The sequence below is a fragment of the Pseudoalteromonas sp. 20-92 genome, from assembly GCF_030847595.1.
Taxonomy (GTDB): Bacteria; Pseudomonadota; Gammaproteobacteria; order Enterobacterales; family Alteromonadaceae; genus Pseudoalteromonas; species Pseudoalteromonas fuliginea.
In genome coordinates, this window is the sequence record NZ_JANJGQ010000002.1 from 218,912 (window position 1) to 240,177 (window position 21,266).

General features: G+C 36.0%; 16 protein-coding genes. 13 read left to right on the forward strand and 3 right to left on the reverse strand.

From position 1 onward, the window contains the following. The first annotated feature begins 154 nt into the window (after positions 1–154). The gene (locus NRL14_RS02950) at positions 155–1,030 is read left to right on the forward strand and encodes a DNA replication terminus site-binding protein (RefSeq protein WP_007378806.1); all 876 of its coding nucleotides are present in this window, start codon (positions 155–157) and stop codon (positions 1,028–1,030) included. A gap of 65 nt (positions 1,031–1,095) precedes the next feature. Here the strand turns inward: NRL14_RS02950 and NRL14_RS02955 are convergent, their stop codons facing one another. After that, positions 1,096–2,310: a hypothetical protein gene (locus NRL14_RS02955; RefSeq protein WP_008134405.1), complete on the reverse strand. Its 1,215-nt coding sequence runs from the start codon at positions 2,308–2,310 to the stop codon at positions 1,096–1,098. A 774-nt stretch (positions 2,311–3,084) separates the two neighbouring features. Here NRL14_RS02955 and NRL14_RS02960 point away from each other — a divergent pair. The 5 genes from NRL14_RS02960 to NRL14_RS02980 all read left to right on the forward strand — a co-directional run bounded on the left by NRL14_RS02960 (position 3,085) and on the right by NRL14_RS02980 (position 11,899). After that, a complete protein-coding gene (locus tag NRL14_RS02960) occupies positions 3,085–4,323 on the forward strand; it encodes an AAA family ATPase (protein WP_007378808.1) in 1,239 nt (412 codons plus the stop codon). Positions 4,324–4,338: 15 nt separating this feature from the next. Continuing rightward, positions 4,339–5,301, forward strand: a complete 963-nt coding sequence (locus tag NRL14_RS02965) for a transcriptional regulator (RefSeq protein WP_306723958.1) — start codon at positions 4,339–4,341, stop codon at positions 5,299–5,301. A 423-nt stretch (positions 5,302–5,724) separates the two neighbouring features. Continuing rightward, positions 5,725–8,871: a DEAD/DEAH box helicase gene (locus NRL14_RS02970; protein WP_306723959.1), complete on the forward strand. Its 3,147-nt coding sequence runs from the start codon at positions 5,725–5,727 to the stop codon at positions 8,869–8,871. Between the two features lie 1,320 nt (positions 8,872–10,191). Next, complete coding sequence (gene rmuC / locus NRL14_RS02975; RefSeq protein ID WP_007378811.1) at positions 10,192–11,658, forward strand: DNA recombination protein RmuC; 1,467 nt, start codon at positions 10,192–10,194, stop codon at positions 11,656–11,658. Positions 11,659–11,707: 49 nt separating this feature from the next. Next, entirely contained in the window at positions 11,708–11,899 is a 192-nt protein-coding gene (locus tag NRL14_RS02980; protein WP_306723960.1) for a DUF3185 family protein, read from the forward strand. Positions 11,900–11,935: 36 nt separating this feature from the next. On the opposite strand, the gene NRL14_RS02985 is transcribed toward NRL14_RS02980, so the two are convergent. Next, on the reverse strand, positions 11,936–12,343 hold the full coding sequence (locus NRL14_RS02985; protein ID WP_306723961.1) for a MerR family transcriptional regulator: 408 nt from the start codon (positions 12,341–12,343) through the stop codon (positions 11,936–11,938). A gap of 100 nt (positions 12,344–12,443) precedes the next feature. Between NRL14_RS02985 and NRL14_RS02990 the strand changes: the two genes are divergently transcribed. Together NRL14_RS02990 and NRL14_RS02995 are read left to right on the forward strand one after the other, a co-directional pair. Next, on the forward strand, positions 12,444–13,694 hold the full coding sequence (locus NRL14_RS02990; protein ID WP_306723962.1) for an NADH:flavin oxidoreductase/NADH oxidase family protein: 1,251 nt from the start codon (positions 12,444–12,446) through the stop codon (positions 13,692–13,694). Between the two features lie 86 nt (positions 13,695–13,780). Then, positions 13,781–14,356, forward strand: coding sequence for a DJ-1/PfpI family protein (locus tag NRL14_RS02995; protein ID WP_306723963.1), 576 nt, complete (start codon positions 13,781–13,783; stop codon positions 14,354–14,356). Positions 14,357–14,401: 45 nt separating this feature from the next. Here the strand turns inward: NRL14_RS02995 and NRL14_RS03000 are convergent, their stop codons facing one another. Next, complete coding sequence (locus NRL14_RS03000; protein WP_306723964.1) at positions 14,402–15,307, reverse strand: LysR family transcriptional regulator; 906 nt, start codon at positions 15,305–15,307, stop codon at positions 14,402–14,404. A gap of 106 nt (positions 15,308–15,413) precedes the next feature. Between NRL14_RS03000 and NRL14_RS03005 the strand changes: the two genes are divergently transcribed. The 5 genes from NRL14_RS03005 (at position 15,414) to NRL14_RS03025 (ending at position 21,240) form a co-directional block, all read left to right on the forward strand. Then, the gene (locus NRL14_RS03005) at positions 15,414–16,190 is read left to right on the forward strand and encodes a class III extradiol ring-cleavage dioxygenase (protein WP_008134397.1); all 777 of its coding nucleotides are present in this window, start codon (positions 15,414–15,416) and stop codon (positions 16,188–16,190) included. 80 nt (positions 16,191–16,270) lie between these two features. After that, a complete protein-coding gene (locus NRL14_RS03010; protein ID WP_008134396.1) occupies positions 16,271–16,948 on the forward strand; it encodes a haloacid dehalogenase type II in 678 nt (225 codons plus the stop codon). A gap of 526 nt (positions 16,949–17,474) precedes the next feature. Beyond that, the gene (locus NRL14_RS03015) at positions 17,475–18,332 is read left to right on the forward strand and encodes a hypothetical protein (RefSeq protein ID WP_007378776.1); all 858 of its coding nucleotides are present in this window, start codon (positions 17,475–17,477) and stop codon (positions 18,330–18,332) included. Between the two features lie 3 nt (positions 18,333–18,335). Next, positions 18,336–19,844, forward strand: a complete 1,509-nt coding sequence (locus tag NRL14_RS03020; protein WP_007378777.1) for a glycosyltransferase — start codon at positions 18,336–18,338, stop codon at positions 19,842–19,844. A gap of 196 nt (positions 19,845–20,040) precedes the next feature. Then, positions 20,041–21,240, forward strand: coding sequence for a glycosyltransferase 87 family protein (locus NRL14_RS03025; protein ID WP_242401486.1), 1,200 nt, complete (start codon positions 20,041–20,043; stop codon positions 21,238–21,240). The last annotated feature ends 26 nt before the right edge of the window (positions 21,241–21,266 follow it).

The window sequence follows — 21,266 nt, forward strand, 5'->3', positions numbered from 1 at the left end:
TTGTTTAGGGATTTCACTTTAAACAAAGAACACATCATACTTACTTTAGCTGATAGATATATGTTAGCACTGAGTGAAAATTATTAATTATTTAGACAAAGCAAAGTGCATGTAATAATATTGACGTAGTAAGATGTGTTCTTTAAGGTGTGTAATGGTAACTAAGGTACAAATTAGAAGTCAGTTTGATTTAATGAACGAGTTAACTTTAAGGTTAATTGAAGAACTGAAAGAGTGTGAATTTTCCAAAGCAGAGTACTATCAGTTACCTGATGTTAGTAGTATAGATGAAAGTAAAGTTCCAGAATCTATAATCGTTTCTAAAATATCGGGCGCTCCGGCTCAAAAAGCAATCCTGCACTCATTTTCTGACATTTATAAAAAATCGGGCTTAAGCAGTCGTGTTTTAAAAAGGCACCCAGGCTTGCTTGTTATTAAAAATGCAGATAAACACGCTTTAAATAATCGTATAGCCCAAGTGAATAAAGCTAAAGCTACATTTAAAGAATGTATTTTAGCTATTGATAGCAACGATGCGCGATTTGAAGCTGTTCACAATGCTATACCAAATTTAATAACGCTTGCTGCATATCGTAAAATTCATAGTGAGAGTGAATCCCCATTTTCAGTTAGGTTTACCTGGATGCACAAACATGCAACAAAAACACTTACTAAAAAAATGGCACTAGAGATGCTCGATAAATCGGCCGGTTATCGAAACCCAAGAATGATCGATCAGCAAAAATGGCAATTACTTGTAGCTCAAGAACAAGCACGAGTTGCTAGTTTAGGTGAAAAAGAAAAACTACGAATACGCCGCCCTACTCGCGTAAGTCCCCAAGTAAATGTAAGATACACGGCACAAAATAGATATCACGTTAGTGCAGCATTGCCATTTATCTTAATTAATCCGGAACCCGATGTAAAACTTGGCATATTACAAAACTATGAAAAACCATTAAGCCATCCACGCAAACGAGATTATGACTTTTTAGTCAACAGACTTTACTTAGAACAAGTAGATAAATGATTATGTTAAAAAGGCCACATTAAGTGGCCTTTTAGGTAGCTATTGGATAATAAATAAATTCGTTACTATTTTTCTACTATCTCTTCAATTTTATCTTCATCTATTAAAACCGCATTTTCAACAATACGTTTGCCACCTTGAATCTCAATACGTTTGTTATGCTTATTTAATGTCAGTATTTCGTCACAAAACTGATCAGACGGGTGCATTTCGTATGTGTAATCAATAATATTACCTGTTTTATCATCTTTTACGTTCGTAATGCTGTATTCTGATATTGCACCTTTTTCAATCAAGTCTTTCATTGTTGTTGTCATATCACGGCGTAATGCTTTTAATTTATTCTCAGTAATATTGTCAGTTGAATAAATAGAACCGTACTTTTCCATAATAGAAAGCAATCTAAAATGATATGTTTTACCTGGAGCAGCATATCGCCAAAGATGGTACAAACGAAGCATCATCCAACGCGACAATCCCCGTTTTAATTCTTGTGCGCTATTAAAGTAATACCCTTTGTATTCAAGGTTATCAATCATGTTATGAACAAATGCATTTAAACAAGCTACACATTTAACATTGCCGCCTTGACCTTTTTTCCCACTAAAATGTAGTGACGATAAAAAGTTCATGTTTGATTCGTAAAAGGAATCATCAATGTCAGAGTTTTTTGTATCTGTTGCCGAATATTTAAACGAAAGTTTAGAGCCTTGTAATGCTTCAAGTGATTCTTTAATTGCAGGATACGGCATTGATTGCCCTACCGCTTTGAGTTCTTGCGCTAACTCATTCATAGAAAAAACCACGGCATATTGAATACCGGACTTAAAATTAATTTTTACTATTTTACCTTTTGAAGCCAAACGAATTAAGGCTCGCTCTACTTTTTCTTCTCTATCTGATGGCCAAACCAAATATTCTACATCTTCGCCATCTTTACGAGTACTCACAACAGCAGGTGTTATTTTTATTTCGCCATCGTATAAAATACCGTCCACTTTTTCTGATATTTTACGTGTAATGATTGTTTTTTTCGGTGCTTCTTCAAGCGGCAATTTCTTATGGCCAGAACGAACAAAGCGTCCCCATAAATCATAGTGATTAAACGTATTTGAATAAGCACGTAATCCATGAGCAGCATTTTCAATAGAAATGCGAACATCTTTATTATCTGTAAATAGTGCTAAACTCTCGTTATCAATTGCACTTTCCACCCCGTGAATTTGGCCTCTTAGTGTATCAGGCAAGTTATCTACCGAGATGTTGACCTTTCGGCTCATTGTTCTTATTTCCATTTTTATTGCGACAGTTAATAACAACACATAAAACAAGAAAAGTTAAATGTTTAAGTTAGTATAAAAGTGATCTGACTTTAAATAAAACATTCAGATCACTTTTATACCAACTGTTGTCAATTTTTGGTGTTTTCAGATCATTATTATACTAACAAGTGAGTTATAAATCTCTTTTTTACTAACTCGGCTATTATTTTGTCCAGTGTAATTGATATTTTATTAAATTAAACACGACAAATTACGCTTTTAAGTAATTCTCCTGTGGATAAAGCAATATCGAGTTAGAATAGATCTGATCTGTACTTACTACAGATCAGATCTATACTAATTCAATGCCCCTTTTATCTAGTAGACCCGTGCATAACTTTATAATTTACTTAGTAAAAATCAGATCTCAAGAGGTGTTTTTGTTCATAACTTAATGAGTAAGCTGTGCATAACTATATATCTCAATTAGTCCTTAGTAAAAAGCTGATCTGAGTGTTAATAAAGATCTGATCTTAACCAAGTATAAAGGTGATCTGCTTTTTTTAATATTATTCATATTTATCATCAAGTTATATGCTAATTATACACCCTTAACCTTTATTACCTTATATATTTAACCACCTTTAAACTTCTTTATTTATACTAAGCAATATTAATGATGTAAAAATATTATTAGATGTCTTCTTTTTAAAATGCATGTCGCCATAAATAGTTGTTTACAGCAAATTGAATGGACATTATACTTACTGCCTAACTTTGAGGAAGGAAAGTATGTCTATCAACAATAATGCGCTAAATACCTATCGACTTTTAAAAGCGACTGCTGAAGTTGCAGAAAAGTCATTAGAAGGACGTATTCAACATTATCGCGCTCATCTTAAATCCGAAGAAAAAGAGTTAAGAACATACACCCAAAAAGCAGCAGCCGATTTACTAGGTTGTAATAATCGTACCTTAAAAAGACGCCATGATAATGGTGATTTTGATGATTTAAACATAAAACGCGGTGCAAATGGCCATTATGCTTACACACTTGTAAATATTTTTGCAATGGCTGATATTATGGATATCAAGCCTGATCACCGCACTAGCGACGACAAACTTCAAGTTATTGTTATAAACTCCCTCAAAGGCGGTTGTGGTAAAACAACCAGTATGGTTAATATTGCAGCGGCACTTGCCACAACCAATATTAAACGTTATCGCATTGGTATTATTGATTTAGATCCGCAAGGATCATCATCTAGCTTCTTCCCCTCTAGCGAACATGATCCAATTACTGTTGGTGATTTAATGCGCGATTGCATAGATCTAGACGAAGGCGAAACATGGCCTGAATTTGTATCAAACTCATTTTTACCTACGCATATTCCAAATATTCGCGTTTTACCATCGGGTATGGATGACTTTTATTTTGAGCACGAAACTGCCACTTTATTAAAAGATACTTCAAATTATGAGCAAACTCGCCATTATCATAAGTTATTAGAAAAAGTAATCGAGCCGGTTCAAGATGAGTTTGATATTTTACTTATTGATACAGCTCCAACTCTTAACTTTATGTTTTATAATGCATTAATGGCATCTACAGCGATGCTTATTCCTGTTCATCCTGAAGCTGTCGATTTTGATGCAAACAATAAATATCTAAAAAGGTTAGGCGAGATTTATCATACTGTTGCTGCGCTTGGACATGAAGGTTGGGACTTTATGCAGTTTCTTGTAACCAATTATGTAAAAGGTAACCATTCACAACGCGATATTGTTAAAGATGTTCGTAGTGCATTTGGCCGCCAAGTAATGAGTTACCCAATTAACCACAGTTCTGCAATTACAGCGAGCTCTTCATCTTTTAATACTATTTTTGATCAAAAAGCGTCTGATAGTTTAGCCAGTCGTGAATCGCTTATGCGTGCACAAGAAAACATTAAAGATGTTGTTGACGAACTTGAAATGCTAATTCGATCTAATTGGCAATCCACACAATCAAAATTAAATACGCCTAAGTAAGGATGTTAAATAAAAATGGCTAAAAAACGTAAAAATGACACCCGCTTAGATCCATTTGCAACAGCTGTAGGCAGCAGTAGTCTTGATGCATTATTAGAACAAGCGAATGCTGGCGATGTAATTAGAATGCCTGCACCGAGCGACCCTGCTCGTCAAATTACGCTTGTTTGTAAAGTGATCGCACATGCTGATATTGAATCTACCACTGGTGTATATGGCAAAAATCGTCGCGTACAGGCACTTCTTAACGAAAAGTCAGTATCAGATATTCTTCCTGCAATTAGCGATGATGGTCGAAATCAGCACCCTGCTTTGCTTTGGGATCAAGGTGACAAAAGTTTAGTTCTTGCAGGTTCACGTCGTCGTATGGCCTGTATTCTAGGTAACGCTGATTATTTAGTGCTTAGCTCAAGTGACTTTACTGAACAAGATGCAAAAATTTTAGCTGTTTCATCTGATCAATATATAGCACCAAGTTTATGGGAGTTAGGACAAGCTTATCAACAAACTAAAAATGAATTAATTGAACAAGGTAAAAAAGGATCCTACCGAGAAATAGCTGCTCTTGAAGGTGTTTCGCATACTGCCATTGCAGATGCAATTAAAGCCTATGAACAAATACCAGCTGAGGTTATTGCGCTTTATCCTACGGCTAATCATGTTGGTAGAGAAGTTGCTAAAAAGCTTGTTATTGCAAAGGAGCGTGATCCTGAGAGCTTTAATCGGTTGGTTGAAGAGCTAGCAAGTAACAATGACATTAACGCGATTACAAGCGACGACAAGCGTGCAATGGCTGTTACTAAATGCTTAACAGCTGAACCGCAAACTACAGTAAAACGCGAAGCTGTTCTCGAAAATGATTTTGTTTCACTTCAACGAAATCTTAAAAGTGGCGATGTTTCTATAAAAATAAACAATAAAGTGATGACAGATAAGCGCTTAGAGCAACTTACAAAGCTATTAAGTGCTTTTAATTAGTTAGTAAAATAGCGATCTATCCAGTTTTTTTTGTTAGTTAAATATTGATCTGCAATATTATTTAGTTAGTATAAATCTGATCTGTACACGCCGTTAATGTGCTTATTTAGCCTGTTTTATTGCGTAGATCATTTTTTTACTAACTATTCGCCTCTTTTTTATCTATTCACCATATGTTTTAAAAAGTGTTAGTAAAATTCTGATCTAAAAGCGCTCTAACTATTGTTTAAGTTGTTTTTATTTTTTGAATCAGCAACATTTTGCAATTTATTCAACAAAATCCATTCTAAATTTAGTTATAAACCGATTTTTTACTAACCAATCAACTCCAACCAGTTTATATTGCGTTAATATAGCTTTAGCTCAGAGCACATAAGGCATATACTGGCAGAATTATTTTTAAAAACTAATCCTTAGAGTGACATGTCTGCTAACTTATCAAAAAATGATTTACTGGCTATTTTTGAAGAAATTAAAAATGAGCAGGCTACTCAGTTTCCTCTTTCAGAACGCTTTATAAATAAGCTGTTTCGGCCCAATGTGCTAGCCAAAGGTAAAGAGTATTACAAAAACGGAAAAATCAGTTGGTTAGAGCATACTCCTAACTTTTCTGTTGTTGATTCAACTGTGCAAGGTGATAACGGTACACCGTTCAATCAGCGTATAGAGATCAGTAAAATACCAACTGGTTATTCGGTTGATACACATTGTACGTGTAATATAAAAACTAAATGCCGTCACCTAGCAGCAATTTTATTAAAACTAAAAATAGAGCACTCTGGTGAATACGGAGAAGATTACTTTATTAATGATTGGTTTAGTGAGTTAAGCGCACTCAAAAGCGCCGAGCAAACAATACCGTCGCAAGTTTTACTCTTTGTATTAGATATTGAAAATAACAAAGTATTTTTATCACCTAAAATAGCTAATTATGATAAAGATCAAAATTACACATTAGGTCGTAACCTTACCGATCAGCAACTTAATAGCTTTATAACCCCGAATGACTTACTCGAAAGTGATTTTAGACTTTATAGTTGGATCCGTTCACAAAATGCTGTAGGTAATATTGAACTCAAAGGTTTATGGGGTTTTAATGCGTTGCAACAACTTATTGCTACAGAACGATTATTTTTACAACGCTCTCGTGTTGCAATTAAGCCACAAAGTGCCCAAGCGCTGAACTTTAATTGGAAACAAGAAAAAGATTTAACGCAGTTGGGTATTAATTTAGAGCAAAGCAAAAATTGGGCACTGATTAAAACAACGCCACCTACATACATAGATTTAGATTATTTAAAAATAGGGCGTATACGTACGCCATTAAGCGCTGATGAAATCGCACATTTGCAAACAATACCCGCTTTACATAGTGCTAACTTCGATCGAATTTATAAGCAGTTAGCAGATAATTTTGGTGCGGGCGTTATACCACATCCAACAAATTCACAAACAACGCTACCTAAAGCAGCTAGTAATGCTGTTTTAAAAGTAACTACGGGTGAACAAGGCTTAACGCTTTCATTGTTATTTAAGTATAAAAACAAGAATTATTTAGCAGGTGCAGCGCCTGCTAGTTTAATAAACAATGCGTTTGAAAATACCGTTAAAAATGAATTAGTGAATTTAGGTTTTGAGTTTTGTAAAGGGGGTTTACAAAGTGAGTTTGTTTTTACTAAGCAGTCCCCTATTCATTTACATTGGCTTACCTATGAAGTATTTCCAAGTTTTAAAGAGCGCGGTTGGAAAGTAACGATTAGCAAAATGACAGTTGCCAATCCACAAAGCGAAGTTACACTTTATGCGAATCGAGCCGCAGGGCATCAAATGCATTGTAAAGTATTACTTAGTGGTGCAAAAGCTGCGCTACTTTTTAATAATGAAGATTTAACTTATCAATCATTAAATCGTCAAAGTGAGCTATTTCATTACTATCCAATGGGTCGTCAATTTGGCGTTATCAATAAATCAGCTATTAATTTACTAACTGAATTTAAGCAACGCTTTGAGTTTGTAAAAACAAGAGACGAATTTAATATTCCGCTTTCGTACTTGCCTGAGCTTGTAAAACACACCGCAATAAATGTTGAGCTTCATGACGACTCTTTAGAGCTTTACTTACAAGAACTAAATAATACCGACCACGCTATACCAAAGGTATCTTTACATGGCTTAAATGAGTCGGTAGAGCTTAGAGAATACCAACAACAGGGCGTTGATTGGTTAAGCTTTTTAAAACGTCATAAGCTTGGTGGTATTTTAGCTGACGATATGGGTTTAGGGAAAACACTGCAAGTGATTGCTTTTTTAACTAGCACGTATAATCGTCCGCAAGCTGGCCCTACTTTAATCGTGTGTCCGACAAGTTTGGTGAGTAATTGGGAAAATGAAATAACTAAGTTTGCTAAAGGCTTAAAAGTAACAACTATTTTTGGTTCTCATCGAAACGAGCCACTACAGCACCTTGCTCAATCGCAATGCATACTGACAACTTATCCGCTGTTAAAACGTGATATAGCGTATTACTCGCCATTATATTTCGAAAATATAATTCTCGATGAAGCGCAATACATTAAGAATGACACAGCACAAGTATCGCGCTTAGTTAAACGACTTAATGCTGATTTTAAGTTATGTTTAAGTGGTACGCCAATCGAAAATAATTTACTTGAGCTTAAATCTTTACTCGATTTTGCTATGCCATCATTACTTGGTTCACAAGCTCATTTTAAGCAACATTTTCAAACTCCAATTGAACGTGAAGCTGACATGGAACGTGCTGAACAGTTAAAAGCGTTGATTATGCCTTTTATATTGCGCCGTACTAAAGCGCAAGTAGCTCAAGAGTTACCTGAAAAAACAGAGATAACAAAAGAGTTTGAGTTTGAACCTAAACAAAAAGAAATGTATCAGGGGATTACACGCTCTCTTGAAGAAAAGTTAATAGACTTATTTGCAGAGCAAGGTGTTCAAAAAAGTAAACTAGCCTTTTTAGAAGCATTATTAAAGCTTAGGCAAATTTGTTGTCACCCTAAATTAATAGAGCCTGATACGCAAGCTGGCTCTGCTAAATTAGAATGGCTCACGACCCATTTACCATTGATGCTGAGCCTTGGTCGTAAAGTAATTATATTCAGCCAGTTTACTTCGGCACTCGACTTAATTGCTAAGCGCCTAGATGAAATAAATATAGATTTTAGTCTACTTACAGGACAAACTCGCCATCGAGATAAAGTAATTGATGAATTTACTAGCGGTAAAACATCGGTATTTTTAATTAGTTTAAAGGCCGGCGGCACAGGTCTTAATTTAACGCAGGCAGATACCGTTATACATTTTGACCCTTGGTGGAACCCCGCAGTAGAAAAACAAGCAACCGATCGCGCTTATAGAATTGGACAAACGAACCCTGTGTTTGTATATAAACTCATAATGAGTAACTCAATTGAGCAAAAAGTATTTAAAATGCAAGAAGATAAGCAAGCTTTAGTTGATGCATTATTTACCGATAAATCAATGAGTTTTACCCAGTTTGATGAACAGCAAATGTTGTCATTAATAAAAAACTAGAATCTTTTTTGAACTTAATTAATTAAAGTGCGTCTACTACTTTGCTTGTTGTTAAATTGCAGTTTACACAAGCGATAATGTTGATTTCCCTATTTAGTTACTAATTTTAGTAATGATTGAGCCAGCCCATTTTGAGTTGGCTTTTTTTATGTCTAAAATTTAGCATTAAGCACTTATTTTAAAATTTTTTATTTTTTTATGAACTTAATTTAAAAACAGGCGTCTACTATTATGCTTGTTGATTAATTGCAGTTAATACAAGTTTTATGTTGATTTCCCCCTATTTAATTACTAACTTTAGTAATAATTAAGCCAGCCCATTTTGAGTTGGCTTTTTTTATGTCTAAAATATAGTGTTAAGCAGTTATTTTAAAATTTTTTATTTTTTTATGAACTTAATTTAAAAACAGGCGTCTACTATTATGCTTGTTGATTAATTGCAGTTAATACAAGTTTTATGTTGATTTCCCCTATTTGATTACTAATTTTAGTAATGATTGAGCCAGCCCATTTTGAGTTGGCTTTTTTTATGTCTAAAATATGTGTTAAGCACTTATTTTAAAATTTTTTATTTTTTTATGAACTTAATTTAAAAGCAGGCGTCTACTATTATGCTTGTTGATTAATTGCAGTTAATACAAGTTTTATGTTGATTTCCCCTATTTGATTACTAATTTTAGTAATGATTGAGCCAGCCCATTTTGAGTTGGCTTTTTTTATGTCTAAAATTTAGCGTTAAGCACTTATTTTAAAATTTTTTATTTTTTTATGAACTTAATTTAAAAGCAGGCGTCTACTATTATGCTTGTTGATTAATTGCAGTTAATACAAGTTTTCATGTTGATTCCCCCCTATTTAATTACTAATTTTAGTAATAATTAAGCCACTTCATTTTGAACTGGCTTTTTTTATGCCTAAAATTTGCCAATTCCAATCAACCACTACTCAGATAAACGAATTTGTACCAATCTGCTTTGGTATGAAGTGATTTAATTCGTTCAGTTGTTCAAATACCTATGCTGATTGGTATCACTTAAAGTTATTAAATTATTTTTGAATTAATTACTTCATTTACCGGTCTACTGTAATACCTGTTGTTATACAACTTAGCCAAATAATGTAATTTATTTTGGCAAGTGTGTATTTAAGTTGCAGCTTGCTCGGGTACATGTTGATTTTCCCTTTGATTACTTAATTTAGTAATATTTAGCCAGCTTATTTGAGCTGGTTTTTTTATGTCTGTAATTTCTTTGCTCCTCTACTTCTATTGCTTGTTATTGGTTATGATGGCATGTCTCTAAATCTTATAAGTTTATTTTTATGCTCACTCAAATACTCACTAACATCGATTGGTTAAGTGCAGGCGCTGGTGCTATTTTAGGTATTGTATTTTATGGTGTTATATCTGCGCAGCTTAGCAAAAAGCTACACCTAAAAATAAGCGAACAACAACAACAGCTTTCACTCTTACAAAATCAGTTTGATAATAAAGAGCTACAATACAGCACCTTACTCGAGGATCACGAACTACTCGAACATACTCACCAAGAGCAGCGCGATGAGGCGCAGCATTTTAAAACGCGTTTTAGCGAACAAGAAAAACAAAGCATTCAATACAACCATTTTTGGCGCAAAGCCGAAGACGAGCTTACAATGCTTCGTGAGCAATATAATCAACGCGATGTTGAGTATAATAATATGCGCACCACCCTTGAGCAGAAACAGCAAAGCTTTAGCGAGCAACTCGCGCAAATTGAGCAAAGTAAAAATATGCTCAAAAAAGAGTTTGAAAATCTAGCCAATAAAATTCTAGAAGAAAAATCACAAAGCTTTAAAACCTTAAATCAAGAAAGCATTGAGCAATTATTAAAACCAGTTCAAGGCGAGCTAAAAGGTTTTAGAGAAAAAATGGAATCAATACACGTTGAAGATATAAAGCAACGGACCGCGCTAAAAACTGAGCTACTGCATTTACAAGCCAAAAGCCAAGCTATAACAGATCAAGCCGATAAGCTCAGTAACGCGCTACAAGGGCAAAAGAAGACCCAAGGTAATTGGGGGGAACTCATGCTCGAAAACGTGTTAGATAGCGCAGGCTTACGCGCAGGTGTTGATTACAAGCGCGAAGTGTCGTTTAACACTGAAGATGGCCGCTTACGCCCTGATGTAGTTGTGTACTTACCACAAGGCCGCCACTTAGTTATTGATGCTAAAACATCATTAAATGCTTATACACGCTACGTAAATGCTGAAAATGAGTTAGATGCTAATCAAGCGATTAAAGAGCATGTAAATGCGGTTACAGCACGTATTAATGAGCTTGCGAGTAAATCTTACGACCGTTTGCCTGGTATTAACTCGCCAGAAGTGGTGGTTATGTTTGTACCAATAGAATCAGCTTTTGTTGAAGCACTTAAATATCAAAGTGATATTTACCAACAAGCAATCGAAAAAAATATATTAGTAGCCACACCCACTACCCTGCTGACTAGTTTAAATATCGTTAAACAGCTTTGGCGTTTTGAAGAGCAAACCAAATATTCAAAAGAGTTGGCAAATCGAGCTGAGCGTTTTTATAACAAGCTCAATGGTTTTTTATTGAGTATGGAAGGCGTAGGTAAGCAGCTTGATAAAGCGAAAGAAAGTTACGACAAAGCGTTCTCGCAATTATACCGTGGTAAAGGTAATTTAATTAAACAAGCATCAGAGTTTAAAGAGCTTGGTGTATCGGTACAAAAAGAGTTACCTAGTGAGAGCGTTGAACGTGCTCAATTAGAATTAGATTAACCCTGATTTATTTTATTTAGCTTATGTAAGTTAAACCTTAAGGATATTTATGAATAATAAGATTGTAGGAATTGTTTTAATCGTTATAGGTATCGCTTTAATTATGTGGGGATATGACGTGTATGATGCGGCGGTTTCGCAGTTAAGCCGTGCATTCAGTGGTGATACACCAATAGAAGCATGGGCGGGTATTATTGGCGGTGCCATCTGTGTATTAATTGGCATTAAAAAGCTTAAGTAATATAAAATACAGCTTATTTTAGTAAGCTGTATTCATTTATTCGTAATCTATCACTTTTAGTAATTCATTCAATTTGCCTTCTGGCAGGCATTCGCCTTTATCCCAATAAGAGTTGAGTAACGTAGTTAAACTGCCAATACGTTGTGACTTTTTCTGCATTTTCTCAATCAAAATGTCAGCTTCTTTTTGTTTTTTTTCTAAACGTTCAATTATTACTGTGTGGTTTAGCTCGTCGTTTTCGTTACGTAATAAAGGTATTTCGTTGAGTGAAAACCCCAAGCTTTGTGAAAATTTAATTAACTGCAATTTTTCTAAGTTTTGTTGGGTGTACAGCCTATAACCATTAGCACTGCGAGTGGTTGGTGTTAATAACCCTTTGCTTTCGTAAAAGCGAATAGTACTGGCGGGTATGTTGGTAAGTTTTGCAAGTTCGCCTATTTTCATAACTAATAATAACTCCACTTTACATAAACTTAGTAGGTTGACCTTCAAGCTAACTTTAAGGTTATAGTCGCTTTAATGTCAATTTAATTAGCCCATAACTATGCGTAACCCTGTATTTACCCCTTTTACCTTGCCAAGTGGTTTAGTATTAAAAAACCGTATTGCCAAAGCCGCTATGGAAGAAAACCTTGCGCAAGAGGATCAAACGCCCTCCCAAATACTCAAAAATGTTTATAGCGCATGGGCAGTGGGGGGAGCTGGGCTAATTATTACTGGCAATGTAATGATTGATCATTTAGCGATGACAGGCCCTGGCGGCCTTGTGCTTGAAAAAAATACCGATATTACTGCCTTTGCAGAGCTTGCTCGTTTATCGCAGCAAAATAATTGCAAAGTGGTGATGCAAATTAATCACCCTGGTAGGCAAGTATTTAAAAAAATGGGTGGAAAGGCTCTATCAGCGTCAAGTGTTGCACTTAATATGGGTAAGCACTCGCACTTGTTTGGCGTACCAAAAGCGATGACGAAAACTGATATTGACGATGTTATTACCCGCTTTACACAAACTGCGCAGCAAGCTGAAAAAGCAGGTTTTAATGGCGTACAAATACATGCAGCGCATGGTTATTTACTGGCTCAGTTTTTATCGCCACTAACCAATAAGCGCGACGATAAATGGGGAGGAAGTTTACAAAATAGAGCTCGCTTACTTCTCGAAATAACCCGCAGTATTAAAGCAACTTGCTCACTTACCTTTTCGGTTTCGGTAAAGTTAAACTCTGCTGATTTTCAACGAGGTGGGTTTGAACCCAGTGACGCGCAAGTTGTAGTGGACTTATTGAATAAACTCAATGTTGATTTTGTAGAGCTTTCGGGTGGTAGTTACGAAGCACCTGCTATGCAAGGAAAAACAGGTGATCAGCGCACGCTTGCCCGCGAAGCGTATTTTTTAGAGTTTGCAAAAGCGATTAGCCAACGCTCATCAGTCCCAATAATGACTACAGGCGGTATTAGTCGCTTATCTATTGCCAACAACGTGATTGAAAGTGGCGTTGCCCTCGTGGGTATTGCCACTGCGCTTGCATACCAACCAAATTTACCAAACAAATGGCAAAATGAGCCACTGCAATCAGCCGTGTTACCCAATGTTACTTGGCAAGATAAAACCCTCGCAGGACTTGCCACTATGGCACTGGTTAAAAGACAAATACGCCGTATAGGCCAAGGCAAACCCGTAAAAATAAATGCCTCACCTGTATTTACTTTAATTGGCGACCAACTACGTTCGGTTAAATTAACTAAGCGTTACCGTAAACGCTTTGCTCATGAGCTTAATGTTGAGGCTAAGTAGGGTTTTTTAAATTAAAATAATACACCAATGATGATTTTATAGGCTAAGGTAAAGCTTCATATTAATTTGAGCTTTTTGAGACCTAAATGAATATAGGCATTTATATTTATGATAACGCAGAAGTACTCGACTTTTCAGGCCCTTTTGAAGTTTTCAGTACCGCTAAGCGTTTAGCTGAAAATAACTGGAATGTATTTTTTATTGCGGAGCAAAGTAAGCCTGTAATAGCGCGCGGAGGTTTTAGTGTAAACCCCCATTACAACTTTTTACATCACCCTCATATTGATTTATTAATTGTGGTAGGTGGCGATCACACCGCCGAATTTAATAAAAAGCAGGTGATTGATTGGATCAGTAAAAGTGCAAAAACAGCTACTCGTGTTGCGTCTGTATGTACGGGCGCGTTTTTGCTCGCAAAAGCCGATTTATTACATGGCTTAAATGTAACAACGCATTGGGAAGATCAAAATGAATTGGCGTTATTATTTCCTGATTTAAATGTAATTAGTGATAAACGTTGGGTGCAGCATAATCAATTTATCACATCAGGGGGGATCTCGGCTGGCATAGATATGAGCCTGCAATTAGTCGCATTGTGCAGTACTGATGAATTTGCTTGCTTAACAGCAAAACAAATGGAATATCAGTGGCATAAAAAATAACAGGCCCAAGTAAAACTACTTATACAACTGTTTGTAATCGACATATCACTCCCCTAAGTCCCAGTATGGGGTATCGCCATAAAAGTCGCTCGCAAAATCAACAAAAGCACGCACTTTGCTCGGTAAAAACTGTCTATTAGCATACACCATGTAGAGTCCCATTGGGTCGGGTTCATAGTCTTGTAAAATGCGCACTACTTTACCTTGAGCCAGCGCTTCGCCTGCAATAAATGTGGGCTGCATAGCAATACCACCTCCCGCAATGGCTGTATTTAGTAGTAAGTCACCATTGTTAGCCACAAAGTTACTTTCAAGCTTTAGCTCGCTTTTTAGCTCATTAACTCCAAATAGGCGTTTTGTGGGCTCGCTAAGGGAATAGCGTAAATAATTATGCGACTGTAAATCTAAAAGCGTTTGTGGCGTGCCATGGTGTTTTAAATAATCGGGTGACGCAAATACCGCTAGGTGTATAGGGGCAATTTTTTTAGCTATGAGCGTTGAGTTTTTTAATACGCCAATGCGCAGCGCAATATCAATACCTTGCTCTACTATGTCTACATATTGGTCTGTGAGCCGTAAGTCTAACTTTAAATTTGGATACTGCTTTTGAAAATCAACCAGCAAACCTGCTAAATGCTTAGTACCAAATGACATAGGTGCACTAATACTAAGCATACCCGAAACATTCTCGCTTAAGTTATTTAGTGAGTTTTCCATGTCTTCAATATCAACAAGCACCTGCTGACAACGCTGATAATATTGGTTCCCAGCCTCTGTTACACTTACTTTTCGCGTTGTACGGTGTAATAAACGCGTGTGTAGATTATCTTCCAGCGCAGAAATATATTTGCTGACTAACTGCGGAGAAATATCGAGCTTATCGGCCGCTTTTGAAAACGATCCTTCTTGCACAACGGCCAAAAAGGTTTTCATGGTGGTGAGTTTATCCATCTTTAACAATACTTTATTGATAATGTATAAATAAATACCATATTTATCGTCAAAATAAAAACTAATATAGTGCTTAATAACACATCTATTTGTTTAAGGTTTTAGCATGACTCAGCCCGCTTTATTTATATCTCACGGTTCGCCAATGATGGCTGTACAGCAATCGGCTACGTCAGATTTTCTTGTATCATTAGGTCAAACGCTTAGTAAACCACGAGCTATTGTGGTGTTTTCTGCTCACTTTGATGAAGCGCACGATATAGTTATTACATCGGGAGATGCGCCGCAGACTATTCACGACTTTTATAACTTCCCCAAGCCCCTATATGAAATTCAATACCCAGCACCGGGGGACCCTAAGCTTGCTAATACTATTAGTGAGTACTTTTACAAGGCGGGTATTAAAGCCGTGCAAAGTGCCAAGCAAGGTTGGGATCATGGTGTGTGGATCCCGCTGCGCTTAATGTACCCAGCAGCTAATATTCCTATAGTTCAGGTATCTATTAATACACGTCTTGGCACTAAAGCGATGTATAAATACGGACAGTTACTTGCACCATTGCGCAGCGATAACGTATTAATTATTGGCTCAGGCGGTATTAGTCACAATCTACGTGAAATATTTAAAAGCCCCGCTACACCTAACCGTGTTCAAATGGTTAATGAGTTTACCCATTGGGTTGAGCAAAAGTTAATAACGCAAAACACCCAAGCGTTACTTAACTATTTAAATGAAGCACCCAATGCTTTATTTAACCACCCTACTGCAGAGCACTTTTTACCTCTTTTTGCTGCGCTTGGTAGTGGTGACGGTCAAGTTGAAAAAATACATAAAGACATCGAAATGGATATTTTAGCGCTTGATGCATACAAGTTTTATTAAATTGAGCGTTCGTTCAAATTAAGTTAAGCTGTAAGCAAGTACTCTAAAACCAACTTAATTTATTTTATTGCGGAGCAAACATGGCAACTACACTTGCATTTGACGTATACGGTACGCTAATAAACACTCACGGCGTACTGTCCTTACTCGACGACATGATTGGCGATAACGCCCAAGCATTTTCAAATACATGGCGCGAAAAGCAATTAGAGTATTCATTTAGACGTGGATTAATGCAAAATTATATTCCCTTTTCGCTATGTACAAAACACGCACTCGATTACGCCTGCTTAGCGCACAAAACCGAGTTAAGTGAAGATCAAAAAGAGCAACTGCTAGAGCTTTATAAAACGCTTCCTGCGTTCGATGATGTAAAAGCAGGTCTTGAGCAACTAAAAGCAAAAGACTACCGTTTGTTTGCATTTTCAAATGGGGCTGCCGACGCAGTTCATACCTTATTAGAAACCGCTGGCATTAGTGAGCTTTTTGAAGGGGTAGTAAGTGCCGACGATGTTAAAACCTTTAAACCAAACCCAGGGGTTTATAGCCACTTTTTACGCGAAACCAATTCGACAGGCGCAAACACGTGGCTTGTATCAAGTAATCCGTTTGATGTAACCGGTGCTATATCACATGGTATGCGTGCAGCGTGGATTCAACGATCTGAAGAGTCTATTTTCGATCCGTGGGAAATACAGCCAAATACAATCGCAACCGATTTACTCGATTTAAAAGTAAAATTAGAAAGCGTTAACTAATTTTAATCATACCCTTTATACCTTTGGTGCTTGTGCATTTTAGGTGTAAAGGGGGTTTACGTTTGAACCACTATTAATGCTATATTTTTTAGCAAGTGTTTATTTACTCGTCTAGTTTTTTACCCCTACCCTCTTAACTTAATCTCTGTATTAATAAGCGCAATTAATGCCCTCTTTCATCTGAATTAGAGCTTATATCAGAGCGCTCATTCCCTATTGATAAAATGTGATAATTTTGTGATTAATTCGTGACACAGTTGCGAAACTTACCTTCCATAATGTTCCTAAATTAAATAACAAACTTTAGGTTTTAGCTTAGAACAGCAGCATTACTTGATATCAACAGGTTTAGATTAATTAAAAAAATTATCAGTTTTTGATTTTTTTTATAAATAAGCATTATTTATTTTATAAACGTCTGGTTTTTTAAACTTAAAGCGAAATAAAACATGCTAATTGAAAATCACGATAAAAATTTAGTTAATTACTTCAAAATTTAAATTTAATAAATTAGTGGAAAATAAAAATGAAATTTAAAAAAGATCACAATGAAAAAAGTTACATATTAAAGGGAATATCTTTTTCAGCCATCGCTCTATCTATCAGCTTAGCGTCAGTTAACGTGTCGGCTGGGGCATGGGTTGGTGAAGAAGGAAGTGGTTATATTAAGTTAGGTTACGCTGATTATACGTCGAGCAAATATCGTGGAAACAACCCAACCTTTGAGCGTTTTGAAGGGCAAAATACATCACTTTACTTGGAGCATGGTTTAGGGAATAACTTCTCTATTTATGGCTCATTATTACATCAAAGCTATGAACAAGAAGATTCTGTAACGGGCACAAGTAGCGCCAGCGGTTTTGGTGATACCGAGGTTGGTATTCGATATCAATGGCAGGCAGAACCTTTTGTTCTATCTACTTCTTTTTTAGTTAAAACCCCTTTTTTATATGATGAGGATGATGGGTTAGGAAATAACCAAGAAGACTACGAAGCCAAAATATTGTTAGGCAAAGGGCTGGATAAGTTTGGTTATATTGGGGCTGAAGTTGGTTATCGAGTTCGTACCGCAGAGCCTTCTGACGAATACAGATACTTGCTTGAGTATGGTTTTAACGTTAATAAAAACATTTATATGCGTGCCAAACTTGACGGAATATTAAGTGCAGAAAATGCAGATTCGTCAACTTCAATCAATGCTGCAAATTTATCAAATCCTTTAGAGTTTGACTCAGGAAAATTTGAACTGGCTACAGGTTGGAATTTTGATAAAAACTCGTCATTAGCTGGCTTTGGTATTGAGCTTACTTTTACACGTGAAATTTACGGTAGCAATATCCTGCAAGGTAATAATATTCAATTTGGTATTACTAAGGTTTATTAAATTATGTCGTTAATTGGTTCGTTAGTACTTGTTGTTCATTTTTTATTATTAGCTATTTTATCTTTATTTGGTTTGCACCGTTTGTCTATGGTATTTCGATGGTTTAAATATCGAAATTTTACACCTCAATCACCTAAAATGTTTGAGAAATTACCAAAGATAACAGTTCAAATTCCACTTTATAATGAAAGGTTAGTTGCCAAAAGGATTGTTGATTCAATTGTATTATTGGAGTATCCGGCTGATCGTTTACAAATACAAATTGTTGATGATTCTAATGACGATACAAGTGAGGTTATTGCTGAACGTGTATCGCATTATAAGCTACAAGGCATAAATATTGAGCACGTACAGCGAACCAATCGTCATGGTTTTAAAGCTGGTGCATTAAAAGAGGCAATGACAACGGCCGATGGTGAATTTATTGCTATCTTTGATGCTGACTTTATACCTACTCCGGATACATTATTAAAAAGTATTCATTTTTTCACTCAAACTGATATTGCCATGGTGCAGTTGCGATGGGAGCATTTAAATCGTCGTAGTAGCTTATTAACAAAAACACAGGCTGTAATGCTCGATGCTCATTTTGGGTTAGAACAGCATGTGCGCTGTGCGAGTGATATGCTTTTTAACTTTAATGGGACTGCAGGTATCTGGCGTACTTCAGCCATTATTGATGCAGGCCATTGGAGTGCTGATACTTTAACTGAGGATTTAGATTTAAGTTATAGAGCTCAACTAGCTGGTTGGAAAATGCAGTATTTAAATCATATAACATGTCCAGGTGAGCTGCCTGCTGATATGAATGCGTTTAAAACTCAGCAGTACCGTTGGGCTAAAGGTGGCGTACAAGTCATGCTTAAAATGCTAAAAACAGTATGGAAAGCAAAAATACCTCTTGTTAAAAAACTTGAATCAACGTTTCATTTATCAAATAACCTAGCTTATTTAGTCATGATGCTAGATACATTATTTTTCTTATTACCTAGCTTATATTTACGTGCGCAATATGATTACATAAACGTTTGGTGGATTGATATTGCCTTATTATTGATGTCTTCAGGCGGACACATTGCATACCTATATTTTGGTCAAGTAGTTTTAGGTCGCTCAAAAATACGTGCATTAGCAAAATTACCTAACTTAGTATTGTTAGGTATACAGTTGGCAATTAATAATTCTAAGGCTGGTTTTGAAGCTTTAATGGGCAAAGAAAGTGAATTTGTCCGCACACCTAAAACAGGTGAACTACAAAAAGCAGAACATACTTATAAAAGTGAAAATCAAGCTTCGCAGGGCTTTAAAAATAAGCCGCACTATAAACCTTTACCTCCTAAAGGTGCCATTTTTGAATTTTTAGTTGCAGCTATCTATGTCGTAGTTTTAGTGTGGGCTGTTATTTACCAATATTGGTTTATATTGCCATTTGTATCGTTGTTAGCTCTTGGGTTTGTTATGTCTGCAGTTAATAGCTTTTATAGTCATTATCAGCTATCTAGACACGCTTAAAATGAACCTGCAATTGTTTAAGCCAAGTTTCACAACTAAAAGTAAATCTTGGCTTTATTTTATAAGCTTAGCTAGTTTAATTGCCCTGAGTTTTTCGAGTTATTTTTTAGCAAATACGTCGCAAAGCAATACTGAATTTCCTGTTAGCAGTATTGGAGTTTATACCATTATTCAATATTGTTTAATGGCATTTTTTATGTTGGTAGCTTGGTCTTTATCTCCTAAATCACGTTATTTAAAAAATTATAAGCTGCTACTAATCACCGCTTTTCTAATGCGTATTGTATTGATTGACGTTGAGCCTTATACCTCTAATGACACAAGTCGTTACCTATTTGATGGGCGAATAGCATATGAAGGCTACGACCCTTATAGCATCAGCCATGACGCGATTGAATTAACACAATTGCGAGAACAGTGGCAACCACCTAAAGAGCATGCAGCTTATGTCACTATTTATCCTCCATTAGCGTTAGCTTTATTTACTTTTTCATCATCATTTGGAGTTGAAAAGGCACAGTTGGTATGGCGGTTTTTGCTATTACTTGCAGGGTTATTAACGGTGTATGTGTCGGCTTTAGTATTAAAAAAGGCCAACAAATTAAATAACTTAGCACTTGTTGCGTTGTCGCCACTGCTGATTTTAGAAACAGGTGTTGGGTTACACATAGATGCTTTTTCTGCATTGGCAGTTGTTGTCGCAATTTATTTTTGGCAGCGACAATTACTTTTATATTGCGGTATCGCTATTGGTATTGGTATGTCGCTGAAAATTTTACCCGTTATGTTATTACTGCCATTATTTTTTTTACAAAAATCATTAAAACCCGCTCTAATGTTGGTGCTCAGCTGGGTTACGACTGTCGCGCTAATTTATGGTACTACCATTGCGCTTGGGTACGTACCCGTAGGCAGTATTAGTGTGTTTTTTGAAAAATGGCGTAATGCGTCCCCTATTTTTACTGCACTTGATTCTCTATTAACTAATTCTCAGGTTGTTTTAGCGCTTTTTGTTATGGGAGTTATTGCGGTGTTGTTTATTGCTTATACAAGTTTTAGATACAGTAAAGCCCGCTACATGAGTACATCGGTTATTTATTTTTGTATGCAAGCAGCCTTGGCTTTACCTCTTATGTTAAGCCCTGTGCTTTTTCCTTGGTATTTACTCCCGTTAGTTCCCTTGCTTGCCTTGCGCCCAAATATTTATTTACTTACTTGGTTATTACTTATGCCCATGACATACGAAGTGCTCGGTAATTTCCTTTGCTGTCAACAATGGCAACCTGCGCTTTGGCCTGTTGTACTTTTAGGTGTTTTATACGCGTTAACGTTATTGAGGCTGATTTATCACGGCATCAAAAAGACTTCAAAGCTGAATCACATTGATAATTCATAAACATAAAACTTTATATTGGAATATAC

Coding starts and splice junctions, on each gene's coding strand:
- NRL14_RS02970 (WP_306723959.1), top strand. CDS start 5,725: ATGTCTGCTAACTTATCAAAAAATGATTTACTGGCTATTTTTGAAGAA.
- NRL14_RS02960 (WP_007378808.1), top strand. CDS start 3,085: ATGTCTATCAACAATAATGCGCTAAATACCTATCGACTTTTAAAAGCG.
- NRL14_RS03020 (WP_007378777.1), top strand. CDS start 18,336: ATGTCGTTAATTGGTTCGTTAGTACTTGTTGTTCATTTTTTATTATTA.
- rmuC (WP_007378811.1), top strand. CDS start 10,192: ATGCTCACTCAAATACTCACTAACATCGATTGGTTAAGTGCAGGCGCT.
- NRL14_RS03010 (WP_008134396.1), top strand. CDS start 16,271: ATGGCAACTACACTTGCATTTGACGTATACGGTACGCTAATAAACACT.
- NRL14_RS02955 (WP_008134405.1), bottom strand. CDS start 2,310: ATGAGCCGAAAGGTCAACATCTCGGTAGATAACTTGCCTGATACACTA.
- NRL14_RS02985 (WP_306723961.1), bottom strand. CDS start 12,343: ATGAAAATAGGCGAACTTGCAAAACTTACCAACATACCCGCCAGTACT.
- NRL14_RS02990 (WP_306723962.1), top strand. CDS start 12,444: ATGCGTAACCCTGTATTTACCCCTTTTACCTTGCCAAGTGGTTTAGTA.
- NRL14_RS03025 (WP_242401486.1), top strand. CDS start 20,041: ATGTTGGTAGCTTGGTCTTTATCTCCTAAATCACGTTATTTAAAAAAT.
- NRL14_RS02950 (WP_007378806.1), top strand. CDS start 155: ATGGTAACTAAGGTACAAATTAGAAGTCAGTTTGATTTAATGAACGAG.
- NRL14_RS03000 (WP_306723964.1), bottom strand. CDS start 15,307: ATGGATAAACTCACCACCATGAAAACCTTTTTGGCCGTTGTGCAAGAA.
- NRL14_RS02980 (WP_306723960.1), top strand. CDS start 11,708: ATGAATAATAAGATTGTAGGAATTGTTTTAATCGTTATAGGTATCGCT.
- NRL14_RS02995 (WP_306723963.1), top strand. CDS start 13,781: ATGAATATAGGCATTTATATTTATGATAACGCAGAAGTACTCGACTTT.
- NRL14_RS02965 (WP_306723958.1), top strand. CDS start 4,339: ATGGCTAAAAAACGTAAAAATGACACCCGCTTAGATCCATTTGCAACA.
- NRL14_RS03005 (WP_008134397.1), top strand. CDS start 15,414: ATGACTCAGCCCGCTTTATTTATATCTCACGGTTCGCCAATGATGGCT.
- NRL14_RS03015 (WP_007378776.1), top strand. CDS start 17,475: ATGAAATTTAAAAAAGATCACAATGAAAAAAGTTACATATTAAAGGGA.